General features: G+C 68.7%; 16 protein-coding genes and 2 pseudogenes. 9 read left to right on the top strand and 9 right to left on the bottom strand.

What is annotated here, in order from left to right; translation table 11 throughout:
• The first annotated feature begins 21 nt into the window (after positions 1 to 21).
• Genes AX769_RS01710 through AX769_RS01700 form a run of 3 tightly spaced genes read left to right on the top strand, consistent with a single transcriptional unit; the run spans position 22 to position 3448 of the window.
• Positions 22 to 1683, top strand: coding sequence for a circularly permuted type 2 ATP-grasp protein (locus AX769_RS01710; protein ID WP_066275226.1), 1662 nt, complete (start codon positions 22 to 24; stop codon positions 1681 to 1683).
• Positions 1677 to 2606 carry an alpha-E domain-containing protein gene (locus tag AX769_RS01705; protein ID WP_066275224.1) on the top strand — a complete coding sequence of 310 codons (930 nt, stop codon included), beginning with the start codon at positions 1677 to 1679 and terminating at the stop codon, positions 2604 to 2606. Before AX769_RS01710 ends, AX769_RS01705 begins: the two co-directional genes overlap by 7 nt.
• Positions 2603 to 3448 carry a transglutaminase family protein gene (locus AX769_RS01700; RefSeq protein WP_066275222.1) on the top strand — a complete coding sequence of 282 codons (846 nt, stop codon included), beginning with the start codon at positions 2603 to 2605 and terminating at the stop codon, positions 3446 to 3448. The genes AX769_RS01705 and AX769_RS01700 overlap by 4 nt, the downstream gene beginning before the upstream one ends.
• A 91-nt stretch (positions 3449 to 3539) precedes the next feature.
• On the opposite strand, the gene AX769_RS01695 is transcribed toward AX769_RS01700, so the two are convergent.
• From AX769_RS01695 to AX769_RS01675, 5 genes are all read right to left on the bottom strand, one after another.
• Positions 3540 to 3800, bottom strand: coding sequence for a hypothetical protein (locus tag AX769_RS01695; protein ID WP_157887390.1), 261 nt, complete (start codon positions 3798 to 3800; stop codon positions 3540 to 3542).
• Complete coding sequence (locus tag AX769_RS23575) at positions 3797 to 4354, bottom strand: hypothetical protein (protein WP_157887389.1); 558 nt, start codon at positions 4352 to 4354, stop codon at positions 3797 to 3799. The genes AX769_RS01695 and AX769_RS23575 overlap by 4 nt, the downstream gene beginning before the upstream one ends.
• 167 nt (positions 4355 to 4521) lie before the next feature.
• Complete coding sequence (locus AX769_RS01685; protein ID WP_239451902.1) at positions 4522 to 5433, bottom strand: endo alpha-1,4 polygalactosaminidase; 912 nt, start codon at positions 5431 to 5433, stop codon at positions 4522 to 4524.
• A 107-nt stretch (positions 5434 to 5540) separates the two neighbouring features.
• Positions 5541 to 6881, bottom strand: a complete 1341-nt coding sequence (locus AX769_RS01680) for an MFS transporter (protein ID WP_066275216.1) — start codon at positions 6879 to 6881, stop codon at positions 5541 to 5543.
• Positions 6878 to 7339 carry a MarR family winged helix-turn-helix transcriptional regulator gene (locus AX769_RS01675; RefSeq protein ID WP_239451901.1) on the bottom strand — a complete coding sequence of 154 codons (462 nt, stop codon included), beginning with the start codon at positions 7337 to 7339 and terminating at the stop codon, positions 6878 to 6880. Before AX769_RS01675 ends, AX769_RS01680 begins: the two co-directional genes overlap by 4 nt.
• Before the next feature lie 107 nt (positions 7340 to 7446).
• Between AX769_RS01675 and AX769_RS01670 the strand changes: the two are divergent.
• The 3 genes and pseudogenes from AX769_RS01670 (at position 7447) to AX769_RS01660 (ending at position 10302) form a co-directional block, all read left to right on the top strand.
• Positions 7447 to 8200: pseudogene (locus AX769_RS01670) on the top strand (SDR family NAD(P)-dependent oxidoreductase).
• Between the two features lie 39 nt (positions 8201 to 8239).
• A pseudogene (locus tag AX769_RS25895) lies at positions 8240 to 9129 on the top strand (alpha/beta fold hydrolase).
• 123 nt (positions 9130 to 9252) lie between these two features.
• Entirely contained in the window at positions 9253 to 10302 is a 1050-nt protein-coding gene (locus tag AX769_RS01660) for a biotin/lipoate A/B protein ligase family protein (RefSeq protein ID WP_066275210.1), read from the top strand.
• Between the two features lie 90 nt (positions 10303 to 10392).
• On the opposite strand, the gene AX769_RS01655 is transcribed toward AX769_RS01660, so the two are convergent.
• On the bottom strand, positions 10393 to 11031 hold the full coding sequence (locus AX769_RS01655) for a hypothetical protein (RefSeq protein ID WP_066275208.1): 639 nt from the start codon (positions 11029 to 11031) through the stop codon (positions 10393 to 10395).
• Between the two features lie 99 nt (positions 11032 to 11130).
• A complete protein-coding gene (locus AX769_RS01650; protein WP_066275206.1) occupies positions 11131 to 11415 on the bottom strand; it encodes a GNAT family N-acetyltransferase in 285 nt (94 codons plus the stop codon).
• Between the two features lie 60 nt (positions 11416 to 11475).
• On the opposite strand from AX769_RS01650, the gene AX769_RS01645 reads away from it, so the two are divergent.
• Complete coding sequence (locus tag AX769_RS01645) at positions 11476 to 12324, top strand: site-specific DNA-methyltransferase (RefSeq protein WP_066275204.1); 849 nt, start codon at positions 11476 to 11478, stop codon at positions 12322 to 12324.
• 136 nt (positions 12325 to 12460) lie between these two features.
• On the opposite strand, the gene AX769_RS01640 is transcribed toward AX769_RS01645, so the two are convergent.
• Entirely contained in the window at positions 12461 to 12964 is a 504-nt protein-coding gene (locus tag AX769_RS01640) for a flavin reductase family protein (protein WP_066283029.1), read from the bottom strand.
• Positions 12965 to 13192: 228 nt separating this feature from the next.
• Entirely contained in the window at positions 13193 to 14950 is a 1758-nt protein-coding gene (locus AX769_RS01635; protein WP_082763414.1) for an MDR family MFS transporter, read from the bottom strand.
• A gap of 250 nt (positions 14951 to 15200) precedes the next feature.
• On the opposite strand from AX769_RS01635, the gene AX769_RS01630 reads away from it, so the two are divergent.
• Entirely contained in the window at positions 15201 to 16130 is a 930-nt protein-coding gene (locus tag AX769_RS01630; RefSeq protein ID WP_066275196.1) for an amidase domain-containing protein, read from the top strand.
• 542 nt (positions 16131 to 16672) lie between these two features.
• Entirely contained in the window at positions 16673 to 17215 is a 543-nt protein-coding gene (locus tag AX769_RS24590) for a hypothetical protein (protein WP_066275192.1), read from the top strand.
• Positions 17216 to 17235: the final 20 nt, after the last annotated feature.

The raw sequence follows: 17235 nt of genomic DNA, 5'->3' as shown, positions 1-17235 counted from the left end.
ACCCGGGCCTAGGTTCAACACATGGGTGACCTCTTCGACGGATACGCCGCCGTCACTGGCCGAGATGGCGGTGCGAGCCGGACGATCCGCCCGGGTGGCCGAAGCGCGTGGGACGAGATGTTCGAGCTCCCGGGCTCACCGCGCGAGATGTATCGCGAGATCCACACGGCGCTCGAGAGCATGACGCAGGACGAGCTGCGCGGGCGCACCGCGGCGCTCGCCGACTCCTACCTCGCGCAGGGGGTGACGTTCGACTTCGCCGGCGAAGAGCGGCCCTTCCCGCTCGACGCCGTGCCGCGGGTGATCGAGCAGGCCGAGTGGCAGTCGGTCGAGCGCGGCGTGAAGCAGCGGGTGCGGGCCCTCGAGGCCTTTCTCGCCGACGTCTACGGGGCGCAGCGAGCTGTCGCCGACGGCGTCATCCCGGCCGGTCTCATCACCTCGTCGAACCATTTCCACCGGCAGGCGGCGGGCATCGACCCGGCCAACGGCGTCAGGATCCAGGTCTCGGGCATCGACCTCATCCGAGACGAGGGCGGCGACTGGCGTGTGCTCGAAGACAACGTGCGCGTGCCGTCGGGGGTCAGCTACGTGATCTCCAATCGGCGGGTGATGGCTCAGACGCTGCCCGAGCTGTTCGTCTCGATGCGGGTGCGACCGGTCGGTGACTACCCGAACCGCCTGCTGCACGCCCTGCGGAAGAGCGCGCCGGTCGGCGTCGAGGATCCGACCGTCGTCGTCCTGACCCCGGGTGTCTTCAACTCCGCCTACTACGAGCACACCCTGCTCGCCCGCCTGATGGGCGTCGAGCTGGTCGAGGGCCGCGACCTCTACTGCTCGGGCGGCCGGGTCTGGATGCGCACCACCGCCGGCCCGCAGCGCGTCGACGTGATCTACCGCCGGGTCGACGACGAGTTCTTGGACCCGCTGCAGTTCCGCGCCGACTCCGTGCTCGGGTCGCCGGGCCTTTTGATGGCGGCGAGGCTCGGCACGGTCACGATCGCCAACGCGGTCGGCAACGGCGTGGCCGACGACAAGCTGATCTACACCTACCTGCCCGAGCTCATCGAGTACTACCTGGGCGAGAAGGCGTTGCTGCCGAACGTCGACACGTGGCGGCTCGAAGACCCTGGCGCCCTCGAAGAGGTGCTCGACCGGCTCGACGAGCTGGTGGTCAAGCCGGTCGACGGCTCGGGCGGCAAGGGGCTCGTCGTGGGCCCCGACGCCTCGAAAGAAGAGCTCGAGACGCTGCGCAAGCGGCTGCTCAAAGACCCGCGCGGTTGGATCGCGCAGCCGGTGGTGCAGCTGTCGACGATTCCGACGCTCGTCGACGACGGTCTCCGGCCTCGGCACGCCGATCTGCGGCCGTTCGCGGTCAACGACGGCGACGACATCTGGGTGCTGCCCGGCGGCCTGACGCGCGTGGCCCTGCCCGAGGGCCAGCTCGTCGTGAACTCGAGCCAGGGCGGCGGCTCGAAGGACACCTGGGTGGTCGGTGTCGACGCCGGCACCTGGGCCGCCGGGCAGGGTGTCAGCACACTCGTCGGCGAGCAGGCGGCGACCACGTCGTCGATCCCGATCGTCGCGGCCGACCACGTGCCCGACCATTCGCCGCAGGACGACCCCAAGCGCGACCAGCAGTCGCAGCAGCAGCAATCGCAGAGTCAGGAAGGGTTCTCATGCTGAGCCGGATCGCCGAGAGCCTCTTCTGGATCGGCCGGTACATCGAACGCGCCGACGGCACCGCGCGCATCCTCGACGTCCACCTGCAGCTCCTCCTCGAAGACCCCTGGATCGAAGAGGACGCCGCCTGCCGCAGCCTCCTCAGCGTGATGGGCTCCGAGGCGCCGGACGACGCCTCGATCACCCGCAGCGACGTCCTCTCCATGCTCGCCGTCGACCGCCACAACCCCGCGTCGATCGCCTACTCGCTCGGCGCCGCCCGCGAGAACGCCCGACGAGCCCGCGAGATCGTCTCGACCGAGCTCTGGGAGTGCCTCAACACCACGAGGGCGAGGATGCCGCGCAAGGTCTCGAGCGAGAAGGTGCACGAGTTCTTCGCCTGGGTCCGTGAGCGCTCGGCGCTCGCCGTCGGCATCATCGAGTCGGCGACCAGCCGGGACGAGGTCTGGCAGTTCTTCACTCTCGGCCGCTCGATCGAGCGCGCCGACATGACCGCGCGCCTCCTGGCCACACGCACCCTGACGGAGGTCTCGGGGCCGTCGTGGACGACGATCCTGCGGTCCGTCGGCGCGTACGAGGCGTACCTGCGCACCTACCGCGGCGTGCCGAGTGCCCGCAACGCCGCCGAGTTCCTGCTGCTCGACCGGCTCTTCCCCCGCTCGGTGCTTTTCGCGATCTCCCGCGCCGAGGCGTGCCTCCGCGAAGTCGAGCCGAACACCGCACGCACGGCCACCTCCGATGCGGGCGTCAGGATCCTGGGGCAGATGCGTTCCGAGCTCGAATACAAGCCGATCGCCGAGATCCTCGACGACCTGCCGAGGCACATGGACGCCGTGCAGGCGGCGACCTCGGCCGCGTCGGAGGCGATCCGGCAGCGGTACTTCCCCACCAGCGCCGCACCGACGTGGGTGGGGGAGCGCTCGTGAGCCGCCTGCGCATCCGACACGTCACCGGCTTCCAGTACGAGGGCGAGGCCAAGGCCAGCTACAACGAGGCGCGCATGCTGCCGGCGTCGACGGAGTCGCAGTTCGTGCTGTCGTCGAACCTGCGCATCGAGCCGAACTCGGGCGCGCACGAATACCTCGACTACTGGGGCACGCGTGTCTCGTCGTTCGAGGTGCTGCAGCCGCACCAGCAGCTGTCGCTGACCGCGACGAGCCTGATCGAGGTGCGGCACGCGCCTCACCCGCCTCACGAGACGTCCTGGGATGCGCTGCGGGCCGCGGCCACGCGGCGTTCGGAGTTCGTCGAGCAGCTCGACCAGACGCAGCTGACGCACCCGCCGGCCGAGGTCGTGCATCTCGCTTCGGACGCGGTGGCTGCCACATCGACGCCGTGCGAGGCCGCCCTCCGCATCTGCGAGGAGATCGGCGACCGCGTGGAGTACCTGCGGGGCGTCACCAACGTGAAGTCGACCGCGACCGACGCGTGGAAGGCGAAGGCCGGAGTCTGCCAGGACATCGCCCACATCACGCTCGGCGCGCTGCGGAGCGTCGGCATCCCGGCGCGCTACGTGTCGGGCTACCTGCACCCGAAGCCCTCGGCCGAGCTGCGCGAGACGATCGTGGGCGAGTCGCACGCCTGGGTCGAGTACTTCTGCGGCACCTGGCAGGGCTACGACCCGACCAACCTCATCGACATCGGCGAGCGTCACGTCGTCGTCGGCCACGGCCGCGACTACAACGACGTGCCGCCGCTCCGCGGGGTGTACGGCGGCAGTCGCACGTCGAAGCTCTTCGTGACTGTCGAGATCACGCGCGAGGCCTAGCCCCGCTCGCCCCGCCCGCCCCGCCCGCTAAAAGTCGGTTTCCGGCCGTCGAGGTGGCCCGCGGACCACCTCGACGGCCGATCCTCGACTTCTACGAGACCGCGACGCGCTCCGGCGGCCCCACCTCGGTGGTGACACCGGCCCACGCCGTCATACCGGCGAGTTGAACCAGCAGCACGGCTGACGCCATCACGAGCAGCAGGGCCAGCGACGGGCTCGCCGCCCGAAACCGTGGCAGTCGAGACGCGGCCGCGACGACGAACCCTCCGCCCGGCACGACCGCGGCCACCCCGAGCGTCACCGCCACCCAGACGACGCTGGTGCGCGTCGTGGCTCTCCACGTTGCGCTCACGAAATACTCCCCGGGCCGTTGAAGGCAGCACGCATGCTGTGCGAGACGTAGATCGGGATATTATGCGCGATCACGTGGACCTGAAAGTAGTCCCACTCTCGCAGTGAGCCCGCGCCGATTTTCTCGGTCGAGCATCTAGTCACCTTCACCGAGTAGCCGATGCCAAAGCCCTGGTTGCAAGTGTGGCTGCCCTTGTAGCCGGAGGTGCTCGTCGTCGACCACACCCGCGAACCGTCGTAGTAGATGCGGCCTGTGTGCTTCTCGAGCCAGTTGATGTAATAGAGGCCACGTATCTCCTGGCTCCATGTTCGAGTCCAGATCGTGCGCACGGCAGCCACGTCAGCGAGGCGCGTACCGTCGGCCGCACAAAGATCTGCATCGCTCGAGGGCAGCTCGGCAGCGGAGATTTCCGCGGCTTCGGAGGTTGAAGTCGTCTCCTGTGCGGAGCACTTGCCCTGTGCGGAATTTACGGCGCGGGCCTTCTCACAAATCCTCTCTTCGGTAGTCGTCGAGCGGCTCTGTCCGGGCAGCGACTTTTTGCGGGGAGGTCTCATTCGCTTGAGCAGGCAGCGCCGTCAACGCCGTCAGAGCGCACGTCGCGAACGGGGTTGCGGTGGCCAAGGTCTTCTTCATTGAGGTTCCTTTCATCGAGCCTTGCTGCATGACTTCAGCGAACCACAAAGGAAGAACTCAAACAAGAAAGTTAAATATTAGAAAGACACTAGCAATGGCGGTAGACGTACCTGCTGCTGGCGGGCGTCGTGAGGTCGACGTCGCGCAGGATCGTCAGGGGCGGGGTCGTCTTCCGGGCGCAGACCTGGGCGAACGTGCCGCGGAGGCCCGCGGTGTACTCGATGTCGATCACGTGCTTGCCGTAGACCTTCGTGTAGGCGGGGCACTCACTGTAGAGGTCGCACTGCTCGGCGACCGCGAAGTCGTAGCCGATCTCGGCCTTGCCTCGTGACCCGAGCTGCGTCGTGTTCTTCTGGCCCGCAGCCAACCCCTGCGCGTGCGCGTGCGCGACCAGCAGTGTCGCGAACGAGACGGCCTCGCCGAGCGTCAGCTGCTTCTTCGAGCGCGTGTACGAGTCGAGGTTGTCGAACTCGACGGCTTTGAACCCCTTCTTCGCGCAGAGGTCGGTCGACTCGTCGATGCGGGCGGCAGCGGCGGTGCGCTTGGCCGCCGTCGAGATGTCGATGATGTGCTCGCCCGGCCAGCCCGGGTCGACGAGCGGCGCACCCGATGCGGTGTGCAGGTAGAGGTCGCTCGGCCACTTCACGTCGGGTTGCGTCTGGAACCCGTTGACGTAGCAGATCGAATAGACACCGGCTGCAGGATGCGACGTGCTGTCGCGGGTCACGACCGTCACGCCCGCGGGTGGCTGGTACGCGCCGCCGAGCTGGTAGTCGGCGGCCCCCGAGGTCGGCGGCAGCGTGACGTGGCCGCCGTCGGTGCGTGCAACCGAGGCGCTTTCCGAGCCGCCCGTGCTGCCCGAGCCGCCCGAACTGCCTGTGCTGCCCGAGCCGCCCGAGCTGCCCGTGCCGGTCGCGGCGCACGCGACCAGTGCGGCGACGGCGCCGAGCGCAAGCGATGCCGCAAGCACGGAGTGCAGGATGCCACGGGGTCGGTTCACGCGATCACCCTACGGGAGCATCGGGCCCGGCCGGTGAGACCCCGCATTTCGGGCAACGTCTCCGAGCCGCGGCGCTGGGACCACGGCCGAAATGGGGGGTCTCGCGCTTATTGGCGGGCGAGCGACTCTTCGGTCGCGAGCTCGGTCGCCACGACCTCGCGCTGCACCTCGATCGAGGAGGTCACGGGCATACCGTCGCCGTCGTGTCGCACGCGGAAGTGCAGGCCGTCGCCGTGCCGCACGCGCAGGTGCTGGCCGCGGATCAGCCACGTGATCGCGACCGCGGCGGCAACGAAACCGGCCGCGGCGCCGACGCCGATCGCCTCGCGCGGGCCGAACGTGTTGGCCACCCAGCCGACGATCGGCGCACCGATCGGGGTGCCGCCGGTGAAGATCGCCATGTAGAGAGCCATCACGCGGCCGCGCACCTCGGGCGCCGCGCTCAGCTGCACGATGCCGTTGGCCGTCGTCATGAGGGTGATCGACGAGAGCCCGACGGCGATGAGCACGGCGGCGAAGCTCCAGTAGGTGGGCATCAGGGCGGCCACCGTCAGAGTGACGCCGAACGAGATCGCGGCGAGCACGAGCACTCGCATGCGCGGCTTCTCGCGACGTGCCGACAGGAGCGCCCCGGCCAGCGAGCCGACCGCGACCGCGCTCGTGAGCAGGCCGAAGCCGCTCGCGCCGACCCCGAACGACTGGGTCGCCATCGTCGAGGTGTAGATCGGGAAGTTCAGGCCGAACGTGCCGATGATGAAGATCATGATGAAGATGACGACGAGGTCGTGGCGCCCCCTTACGTAGCGGAATCCCTCTTTGATCTGGCCCTTGGCCCGCTTCACCCGCGGTTTGAACTGCAGCTGGCTCACGCGGATGAATTTCAGCGACGTCAGCACGGCGATGAAGGAGGCGGCGTTGATCAAGAACACGGGGCCCGTGCCGATCACGGCGATGAGCACGCCGGCGACGGCCGGCCCGATCAGTCGCGCGCCGTTGAACGAGGCCGAGTTGAGCGACACCGCGTTCGTCAACTTCTTGGGCGGCACCAACTCGGAGACGAAGCTCTGCCGGATCGGCGCGTCGACGGCCTGCACCACGCCCATGACGAGGGCGAAGGCCCACACCATCCAGAGCTGCACGACGTCCGTGACGACGAGGAGGCCCAGCGCGAGACCGAGGATGCCCATCGAACCCTGCGTGAGCATGAGCATCCGCCGCCGGTCGTAGCGGTCGGCGATGAGACCGGTGACCGGGATCATCAGGATCGGCGGCAGGAACTGCAGCGCCATCGTCACGCCGAGCGCCGTGGCGTTGTGGTTCGTCAGGCGCGTGAGCACGAGCCAGTCTTGAGCCGTCGCCTGCATCCACGTGCCGGTGTTCGAGACGAGCGCGCCCGAGAACCACAGCCGGTAGTTGAAGACCTTGAGGCTCGAGAACATGGCGCTCACGACTGGGCCAGCTCTCGCAGGATGCGGGTGGCCTCGGTGAGCGTGCGCCGCTCGTCGGCCGTCAGCTTGGCCAGGCGGGGCACGAGCCACTGGTCTCGCCGCCGCCGGGTCTCGAGCACGAACGTTGCGCCCTCCGAGGTGGTGCGCAGCACGACCTTGCGCCTGTCGCCGTCGTCCGAGCCGCGCTCGACGAAGCCGAGCTCGACCAGCTTGTTGACCGTCTTGTTCATCGACGGGGGAGTCACGCCTTCGTGCTCGCTCAGTGCGCCGATCGTGAGCGGCTCGTTCTGCAGCAGGTAGCCGAGAGCCGCCATCTGCGCGTCGCTGACGTGGCTGTCGGCCTTCTGCTGGCGGAGGCGCCTGGACAGACGCAGAACGCCCTGCCGGACATCGGTGGCGAGCTGGGCGTGAGGGACGGTGCGGAGGGCACCCGTGGCGGTCGCGGTCATATCGGTCATTGATCCTTAGCCTAACAAATTAGCCGCGCTAAATAAATGGCAAGTGGGAATGCAGTAAGATAGACGACGGTTGTTGTCAATATCAAGTCGAAGGAACGAAGGAAGTCATGAGCAGGTTCGAAGGCAAAGTCGCGATCGTCACAGGCGGCGGCTCGGGCATCGGCGAAGGCATCTCCAAGGCGCTCGCCGCCGAGGGGGCATCCGTGGTCGTCACCGACATCAAGCAGGAGTCGGCGCAGCGCGTCGTCGACGAGATCGTCGCGGCCGGCGGTAGGGCGGCCGCTCTCGTCGCCAATACCGCGAAGCCCGAGGACAGCGAGAAGGCGGTCACTTTCGCCCAGGACACCTTCGGCGGCCTGCACCTCGCCGTGAACAACGCCGGCATCGGCGCTCCGGCTGCCACCATCGGCGACTACGAGATCGCCGCGTGGGACCGTGTCGTCGGCATCGACCTCAGCGCGCGTCTTCTATGGTCTGCACTACCAGCTGCCCGCGATCGTCGCGTCCGGCGGCGGTGCCGTCGTCAACATGAGCTCGGTGCTCGGCTCGGTGGGCATCGCCCAGAATGCGGCCTACGTCGCCTCGAAGCACGCCCTCATCGGCCTGACGAAGGTCGCCGCGCTCGAGTACACCGCCCAGGGCGTCCGCACCAACGCGGTCGGCCCCGGCTTCATCGACACTCCGCTCGTCCGCTCCTCGCTCGGCCCGGAGGCGCTGACCGCCCTGGAGGCGCAGCACGCCACCGGCCGCCTCGGCACCGACAAGGAGGTCGCCGCTCTGACGCTCTTCCTCCTCAGCGACGACGCGTCGTTCATCACGGGGTCTTACCACCTCGTCGACGGCGGCTACTCGGCTCACTGATCCGTCCGACCGTGCCGGGGTCGGTGGCAGACTGACCGCATGCCTGCCACCGACGTCGTCCGACACGACCACGAGTTCGTCGACGCCCACGGGGTCGTGATCAGCTACTACGTCTGGCGCGCCCCGGAGGCCCGCGGCGTCGTGCAGATCGCCCACGGAGTCGGCGAGTACGCCCTGCGCTACGAAGAGCTCGCCCAGAATCTCGTTCGCGCCGGCTACACCGTCTACGCCGACGACCACCGCGGCCACGGCCGCACGGGCATCGCGCAGTGGGGCGAGGGCAGCGGCATGCTCGGGCACCTCGGGGTCGGCGGTCTCGCGGCGACGCAGGATGCCATCCGTCAGCTCACCGGAATCGCTCGCGAAGAGAACCACGACGCGCCCGTCATCCTGCTGGGGCACTCGTGGGGCTCACTCATGGCGCAGCGCATTCTCAACGAGCACGCCGCCTCGTACGACGCGTGGTGCTGACCGGCACGGCCTACCGGACGCCGGGGTCGATGAACGGCGGCGACCTCAACAAGCGGCACGCGCACCTGGGCACCACGGGGTTCGAGTGGCTCAGCCGTGATCCTGCCGTCTCTCGGGCCATGGCCGTCGACCCGCTCGCGGTCGAGGCGAGCGTGCTCAAGCTGTTTGGGTTGCGCGACGCCCTGCGGCTCTACGGGCGACCGGCGACGCGGCTCGCCCGCGACCTGCCGCTGCTGATCATGGTCGGCAGCGACGACCCGCTCGGCGGCACCCCGAGCGCCGAGAAGCTGGCGCACGCCTACCTCAACCGCAGCCACCTCACCGACGTCGAGCTGATCGTCTACGACGGCGCACGCCACGAGGTCTTCAACGAGACCAACCGCGCCGAGGTGACCACGGATCTCGTCGCCTGGCTCGACGCGCGCTTTCCCGCCCCGGCCCCCGCCCCGGCCCTCTGACCTCCTCAGCCGGCCTCCCTCGAGAGTGCGCAACTCGCCGCTCACTTTGGGCGAACTCGGCCATTTGCGCACTCTCGGCGACCCGCCGTGCCTGGCCGCGGCGGCCGGCCGTAGGCTGGCCGCATGCACGGTGAATACAAGGTGCCCGGAGGCAAGCTGGTCGTCGTCGACCTCGACGTGCGCGAGGGGCGCATCGCGTCGTTCCACCTCGCGGGCGACTTCTTCTTGGAGCCCGACGAAGCGCTCGAGGCCATCGACCGCTCCGTCAACGGCCTCGACGCCGCCGCCGACTCCGCCGACATCGCCGCCGCTGTGCGCGCCGGGCTGCCCGAGGGCACGACGATGCTCGGCGTGACGCCTGAGGCGATCGCCGTCGCCGTCCGGCGGAGCCTCAGCCGGGCCACCGACTGGCGCGACTACGACTGGGAGATCGTCCACGATGGCCCCGTCTCGCCGAACACGCACCTCGCCCTCGATCAGGTGCTGACCGAAGAGGTCGGGGCCGGCCGACGCGGGCCGACGCTGCGCTTCTGGGAGTGGAAGCAGCCGGCCGTCGTGATCGGGAGCTTCCAGAGCCTCCGCAACGAGGTCGATCCTGAGAACGCTGCGAAGTACGGGTTCGAGGTCGTGCGCCGGATCTCGGGCGGCGGCGCGATGTTCATGGACGCCGAGTCGGTCGTCACCTACTCGCTCTACGCCCCGGGTGACCTCGTGCAGGGCATGAGTTTCGCCGACAGCTACGCCTACCTCGACGAGTGGGTCATCACCGGCCTCAAGTCGCTCGGCATCGACGCCTTCTACCAGCCGCTCAACGACATCACGAGCGCCAAGGGCAAGATCGGCGGCGCCGCGCAGAAGCGCCTCGGCAACGGTGCCCTGCTGCACCACGCCACCATGAGCTACGACATGGACGGCGACAAGATGGTGCAGGTGCTGCGCATCGGCCGAGAGAAGATGAGCGACAAGGGCACCACGAGCGCTGCCAAGCGCGTCGACCCGCTGCGCTCGCAGACGGGCCTGTCGCGCGCCGAGATCATCGAGCGGCTCAAACAGACCTTCGCCGGGCTGTACGGCGCCCGGGTCGGCCACGTCACCCCTGAAGAGCTGGCTGTCGCCGACGAGCTCGTGCGCACGAAGTTCGCGACCCCGGAGTGGCTCGCCCGCGTCCCGTGACGCTGCCGCCCACGTGGGGCTCGCCCGCGTCCCGACGGCTCCGATCCGGCGGAGGCGGCTGGGGCGCGGGCGAGGTCTGTGGGGCCCGGGTCAGACGGGCCGGAACTCCAGAAGCTCGGCGGGCACGGCCCCGAGGATGGATGGTCTCCGAGGGTCGACCGGCTCGGTGATCGTGGCCGCGCCCTTCGCGATCCTGACGGTCGTGACGGCCTGCTGTCCAGTGGTCGGCGTCACGTCGCAGCCCGCCTCGTGCACGCCGATCACCAGGGTCTCGGCTCCGTCGCTCAGGCGGTACTCGACGTAGCCGGGGGTCGACCACACGTCCACGACCGTGGCCGCCACCGTGCCGGTGGTCTCGGCGGTGTCGCTCGCGCGAATGAGATCGGAGATGCTGTGCGTCACCGCAGGCGCGGGCGCATGCACAGGTGCGGTGAGGGTCACGGGCGCGGTGTCGGTGTCGGCGGCAGGATCAGGAGCGCTCGCGCGGGTCGGCTGGGTCGCGTGCCGCAAATAGTCGCCCAGCGCCTGCCGGCGAGCGGCCGGCCCGGGCCCCGCCGCCTCGACCGCCTCGCACAGCGACGACACTAACGCTTCGACGTCGGCCTGCAGATCACGCAACTGCTCGGGTGTCGTGTCGTCGTCGTAGGCGCGCGTGAACCAGGCCAGGACGGCGGGGTCGATCGAGTCGAGAAGCGATTCGAGGCGCGAGAGTTGCTGAGCGAGGGTCACACGACAAGTGTCGAGATATTGCCAAGGCGGCATAAGTCCACGTTCAGGGGCTCCACGATCGGGGGGCACCCCTTTGCCCGCCCCAGGGCCTCGCTGGTGCTAGCGGCGCGTGAGCTCTTCGTACTCGGGGTGGCGCTTGACGAAGTCGACCACGTACGAGCAGGCGGGCACGACCCGCAGCGAACTCGTCGCGCGCACGTCGTCGAGGGCGTGCTGCACGAGTTGACCGGCGTAGCCCTTGCCCTGCTGGGCCGGGTCGACCTCGGTGTGCGTGAAGGCGATCTCGTCGCCCGAGATCTGGTAGACCGCGAAGCCGACGGGCTCGCCGTCGCTCAGGATCGTGTACTGGCTCTGGGCCTCGTCATTGCGCACTTCGACGGTCATGGCGACGACCCTACGCCGGGCTTGGTCGGAGGTTCCCCGGAACGCCGCCACAATAGGAGGATGCCCGACCTGTGGACCCCGAAGTCGCCTGATCTCGTGGTCGAGGGCGACAACCTCGAGATCCTGCCGTCTCTGCCCGATGGCGCGTTCACCGTGATCTACCTCGACCCGCCGTTCAACACCGGGCGCAGCCAGACGCGGCACGAGACCCACTCCGTCCGCGGCACTCGCACGGGTGCGGTCGCCGGGTTCAAGGGCGTGCAGTACGAGCGGATCCGCGGCGACCTGATGAAATACGACGACCGGTTCGACGACTACTGGTCGTTCTTGGAGCCACGTCTGGCCGAGGCCTGGCGGCTGCTCAGCCCCGACGGCACGCTCTACCTGCACCTCGACTACCGCGAGGCGCACTACGCGAAGGTGCTGCTCGACGCGCTGTTCGGACGCGCTTCGTTCTTGAACGAGATCATCTGGGCGTATGACTACGGCGCGAAGAGCCGCAGCCACTGGCCGACGAAGCACGACACGATCCTCGTCTACGTCAAGAGCCCGACCGGCTACCACTTCGACTCGACCGCGGTCGACCGAGAGCCCTACATGGCGCCGGGGCTGGTCACACCCGAGAAGGTCGCGCGCGGCAAACTGCCGACCGACGTGTGGTGGCACACGATCGTGTCGCCGACGGGCAACGAGAAGACCGGCTACCCGACGCAGAAGCCCGAGGGCATCCTCCGGCGCATCGTTCAGGCGTCCAGCCGCGAAGGCGACTGGGTGCTCGATTTCTTCGCAGGATCCGGCACCACGGGTTCGGTCGCGGCGGCGCTCGGCCGGCGCTACGTGCTGGTCGACTCGAACCCCGAGGCCGTCGCCGTGATGCGGCGTCGCCTCCCGCTCGCGACCTTCGTCTGACCCCGCTCGCGACCTTCGTCTGACCCCCTCTCGCGACCTTCGTCTGACCCCCACTCGTTTTACCTATAGGTGCGGCCCTCCCGCAGCGATGTTTCGCTGCGGGAGGGCCGCACCTATAGGTAGAACGGGGAGGGGGCTAGGCGGTCTTGAGCAGCTGCTTGAAGGCGGAGCCGTGGAAGACGAGGGGCTCGAGCGTGGCATCGGTGTAGAGACCGGTGACCTCGAGCAGGATCAGGGTGTGGTCGCCCGCGGGATACTCGGCGTAGGCCTTCGTCTCGAGCCAGACCGGCGAGCCGTGCACGAAGAGCGCGCCACCCTTGCTCGTCTCGAGCTCGAGGTTCTCGAACCGGGTCGCCTTGTCTTTCGCGGCGATCTGACGGGCGGTCTGGCCGTGGGTCTCGCCGAGAACCGAGATGCCGATGCGCTCGGCCTTCTTGAGCGTGGGCCACGTGGTCGACGTGTTCTGCACCGAGAACAGCACCAGCGGCGGCTCCATCGAGACGCCCACGGTGAACGACGAGGCGACGAGGCCTTCGTGCTCGCCGTCGACTTCGGCGGCCAGAGCGACGACGCCGGACGGGAAGTACGAGAACGTCGTGCGCAGCAGCTGCGAGTCGGGGGAGTAGGGAGTCAGCGCCATGATCGAATCCTTCTTCGAGGTGTGGATCAATCGTGACACCCGTTTATTGATTCCTGATTACGCCGGTCGAAAAATCGTGTACCAGACGGTTCATCCGCGCCGTCAAACGCCCCGATGCCCGGAATCGCGGGCCTCGAGGGCCTGTCACATTTCGTAAGACCACGATCGTCGCGCAGGGTTTCCGGGCTGAACGGGGTGATTCCGCCGACCGCCGGGGCATTCCGCTCGCTACGGGATCCTGATGCTGCCCGTGTCGGGTGCCACCGGCGAGCCCATGCGGTTGGCGGCCGCCTGCGCCGCCAGGGCTGCTTCGTCGACCGTGGTCGTACGGTCGGCCTCGGCGGCGTCCTGGGCGTTCTGGTGGGCCACCTCGTCGATCGCCGAGCGCGTGCGCAGCGGCGCCGGGCGGAGGAAGAAGCTCAGGATGAAGGCGACGATCACGACGGCGAGGGCGATCGTGAAGACGGTCACCGTCGCGTTCGAGAACCCGGCGAGGAAGGGGGCCTTGAGGGCCTCGGTCGACTTGTTCAAGAACGACGTGTCGCCGTTCAGCGCATTGCCGAGCGCCGAGAAGTCGCCCGTCGAGGCCTTCTTGAGGAGCGCCAGCAGCGTCGAGTTGTTCGGGTCGGCGAGCACCTTCGGGTCCTTCAACGCCGCAGCTTGCGCGGCCGCCAGCGTCTTGTCTTTGAAGGCGTCGGGGATCGTCGTCGACAGCCGCGAGAACAGCACCGAGAAGAGCACCGCGGTGCCGAGCGTGCCGCCGATCTGCCGGAAGAACGTCGACGACGACGTGGCGACGCCGATGTCGCGCGGGCCGACGGAGTTCTGCGAGGCGAGCGTCAGCGTCTGCATCAGCTGGCCGAGCCCGAGGCCGACGAACACCATGCCGATCGACATGAACCACCAGGGCTTGTCGTAGGTCACCTGCGTGAACCAGGCGAAGCCGATGATCATGAAGCCCGTCCCGATGGGCGGGAACATCTTGTACCTGCCCGTGCGCGAGATGATCTGGCCCGAGACGATCGACGAGATCATGAGGCCCAGGATCATCGGCAGCATCTGGAACCCCGACTGGGTCGGCGTCGCCCCCCTGACCAACTGGAGGAAGAGCGGCACGGTCAGCAGTGCGCCGAACATGCCGAAACCGACGAGGACGCCCAGCACCGTCGCCATCGAGAAGGTCGCGCTGCGGAAGAGCTTGAGCGGGATGAGGGCCGCGTCGCCCATGCGACGCTCCGTCCAGATGAAGGCGACGATCGCCAGCCCGCCGATCACGTAGCAGACCCAGGCCGTGACCGACCCCCAGCCCCAGGTGCGGCCCTGCTCGGCCACGAGCAGCAGCGGCGCCGCGGCGACGATGACGAAGACGGCGCCGAACCAGTCGATCACCACGTTGTCCTTGCGCCTCTGGCCGGGGATGTGGAGGAAGATGCCGACGATCACGAGGGCGATGACGCCGATCGGCACGTTGAGGAGGAAGACCCAGCGCCACCCGGTGATGAACAGGATCTGCGGGGTGCCGGCGAAGAGACCGCCGATCAGCGGCCCGATGACACTCGAGATGCCGAAGACCGCCAGGAAGTAGCCCTGGTACTTCGCGCGTTCGCGGGGCGCCAGGATGTCGCCCATGATCGTCAGCGGGAGAGCCATGAGGCCGCCGGCGCCGAGCCCCTGCAGGCCGCGGAAGCCCGCGAGCATGTACATCGAGGTCGAGAACGACGCCGCGGCCGACCCGACCAGGAAGATCACGATCGCGATGATGAAGAGCGGCCGCCGACCGAAGAGGTCGGACAGCTTGCCGTAGATGGGCGTCGCGATGGTCGAGCAGATCAGGTAGGCCGTCGTCACCCACGCCTGGTGGTCGAGACCGTGCAGGTCGTCGCCGATCGTGCGGATCGCCGTGCCCACGATCGTCTGGTCGAGCGACGACAGGAACATGCCCGCCATCAGGCCGAAGATGACGAACAGGATCTGCCTGTGCGTCATCAGCCCCTCGCGCTCGGCCGGCGCCGCGCTCGCTGCCGCAGTCGCTGCCGCAGCCGCCCCTGATCCTGACCCTGACATGCTGATCTCCCTCGTCGGTGATCTCGTCGTGCTCGTGACCTGTCGTGCTCGCCACAGTGCTGCGCGTGACTTGCCTTGCTCGTCAAGATACTCGTGTCCCAGGCTCTTGGGGACCTCGTCTTGATATCGTCGCTCTCGCCGACCGACGGCCGAAAGCGATGGGTGTCACCGAATGCGTCTTGGCAACAACGGCAGGATCCTGGGTGCTGCGGCGGCCGCAATCGTCGCGTCGGCCCTGTTGGCCGGCTGCACCACCGGGGCCGGTGGCACGTCGGGTGCTACGCCCGGTGCCTCGTCGGCCGCCGGTTCGGCGGGTGCGACCGCACCCGCAGCCGCCTCGACAGTGGCGCGCGTGACGTCGGCCAGCTCGTCGGCGGGCTCCCTCGTCGGAGGCGAGACGGTCACCCTCAGCGGGTCGAACCTCACGGGTGTCGACAAGGTCACCTTCAACGGGGTGGCGTCTCCGGCGGTTGTCGCGAAGAGCCCCACGTCGGTGACCGCCGTCGTGCCGAGCGCCGTGAACTACCAGCCGTCATCCGGCGCGATCGCCGTCTACAAGGGTGCCGCCATCGTGGCCTCCGCCCGCTCGCTCACCTACACCTGGGCGGCGAAGACCGGCGTCGACCGCGAGATGCAGTACGCCTTCGCGCATTGGAACCTCCCCCGCTACAACGCGGCCTACGCCAACTTCGACTCGCTCGGCGGCGACTGCCAGAACTTCGTCTCGCAGTCGCTGCTCGCCGCGGGGCTGGCGAAGTCGACGTCGTGGTTCTACGACTCCGAGGCCTCGCACAGCACCTCGTGGGCGTACGCGCCATCGTTCAACGACCTCGCCCCGTCGCTCGGATTCACTCGCCTGGCGTCGACGCAGCGCTCGCAGCTGCAGGTCGGCGACCTCGCGTACTTCGACTGGAACAACAACGGCGTGCCCGACCACGTGATGATCGTCAGTGCCGTCTCGACGGTGGCCGGCACGACGACGGTGAAGCTGGTCGGACACAATCTCGACTACGACTACCGCGACCTCGACACCACTCTGACGAAGGACCACCCCGGCGGCACCGTCTGGTTCTACAGTCTGCCGACCTCCCTGCGCAGCTAGCGCTCGCCCCCCCCTGCCGCTCCCTCGCGCCCGGTGAGTGGCACATTTCCGCGGAAAACGGGGCCATCCTCCGCGGAAATCTGCCACTCACTCCTGCGTGAATTCCTCCACAGGCGGCTTGTTGTCCACAGATTGGTGAGGGGCCTTCTGCGGCAGCCTCGAGGCGGTCAAGGTTGTCGGCATGCGGCTATCACCTCTCCCCTTCACGCTCGAGGCGTTCACCGCCAGCGCCGCCCAGCGCGCTGGCGTCACGGAGTGGCGGCTCCGTGCAGAGGACTTGCGCGTGGCCCATCACGGAGTGCGAACCACTCTCGGTGACGCCGAACTCCTCGACCGTTGCCGCAGCTACGCTCCGCTGCTCTCGCCGGGGCACGTCTTCAGCCATGTGACCGCCGCCGGGCTGTGGCGGCTGCCGCTGCCGTCCGGTGCGGGGAAGCCTCCGCTGCACGTCGCAGCGACAGTCGGTCGCGAGCCGCACCGGCTCGGGGTGGTTGGCCATCGCATCCTGCCGGTCGAGAGGCTCGTGCTGCGCGGGGCTGCCGGTGGTGGGGCCGGTGGAGGCGTGGGCGCAGTGCGGCGAGCTGCTGCCGCTCGACGACCTGGTGGCGATGGCCGACGCGTTGCTCGGGCGGTGGTCGCGGTACCCGGCGGCACGGATGCGGCCGCCCGACGAACTCGAGGCCGCTGTCTCGAGGCGCGCCGGGTGCCGCGGTGTGGCGCGGCTGCGCGAGGCGCTCGAGCTGGCGCGGCCCAAGGTGCGCTCGCCGCAAGAGACCGCGCTGCGGCTCATCGTCGTGCGAGCCGGGCTGCCCGAGCCCGAGCTCAACGGCGACGTGTTCGATCGGGCCGGCCGGTGGATCGGGATGTCCGACCTCGTCTGGCGGGACGCGCGGTTCGTCGCCGAATACGAGGGGGAGCACCATCGGCTCGACCCCGAGCAGTTCGAGAAGGACATCCGTCGGCGCGAGCGATACGCCGAGGCAGGATGGCGGATGGTGCGGGTGACGAAGAGCGACCTGGGCGCGCACCGACCCGAGCTCGTGACGCGGCTGAAGTCGGCGCTTGGAGGCGCGGCATGGGTCTGACGGGGCCGGCGCGGTTGGCG

Source organism: Frondihabitans sp. PAMC 28766 (genome assembly GCF_001577365.1).
In the GTDB taxonomy this organism is placed as follows: Bacteria; Actinomycetota; Actinomycetes; order Actinomycetales; family Microbacteriaceae; genus Frondihabitans.
This window is presented reverse-complemented; position numbering and strand designations above follow the sequence as displayed.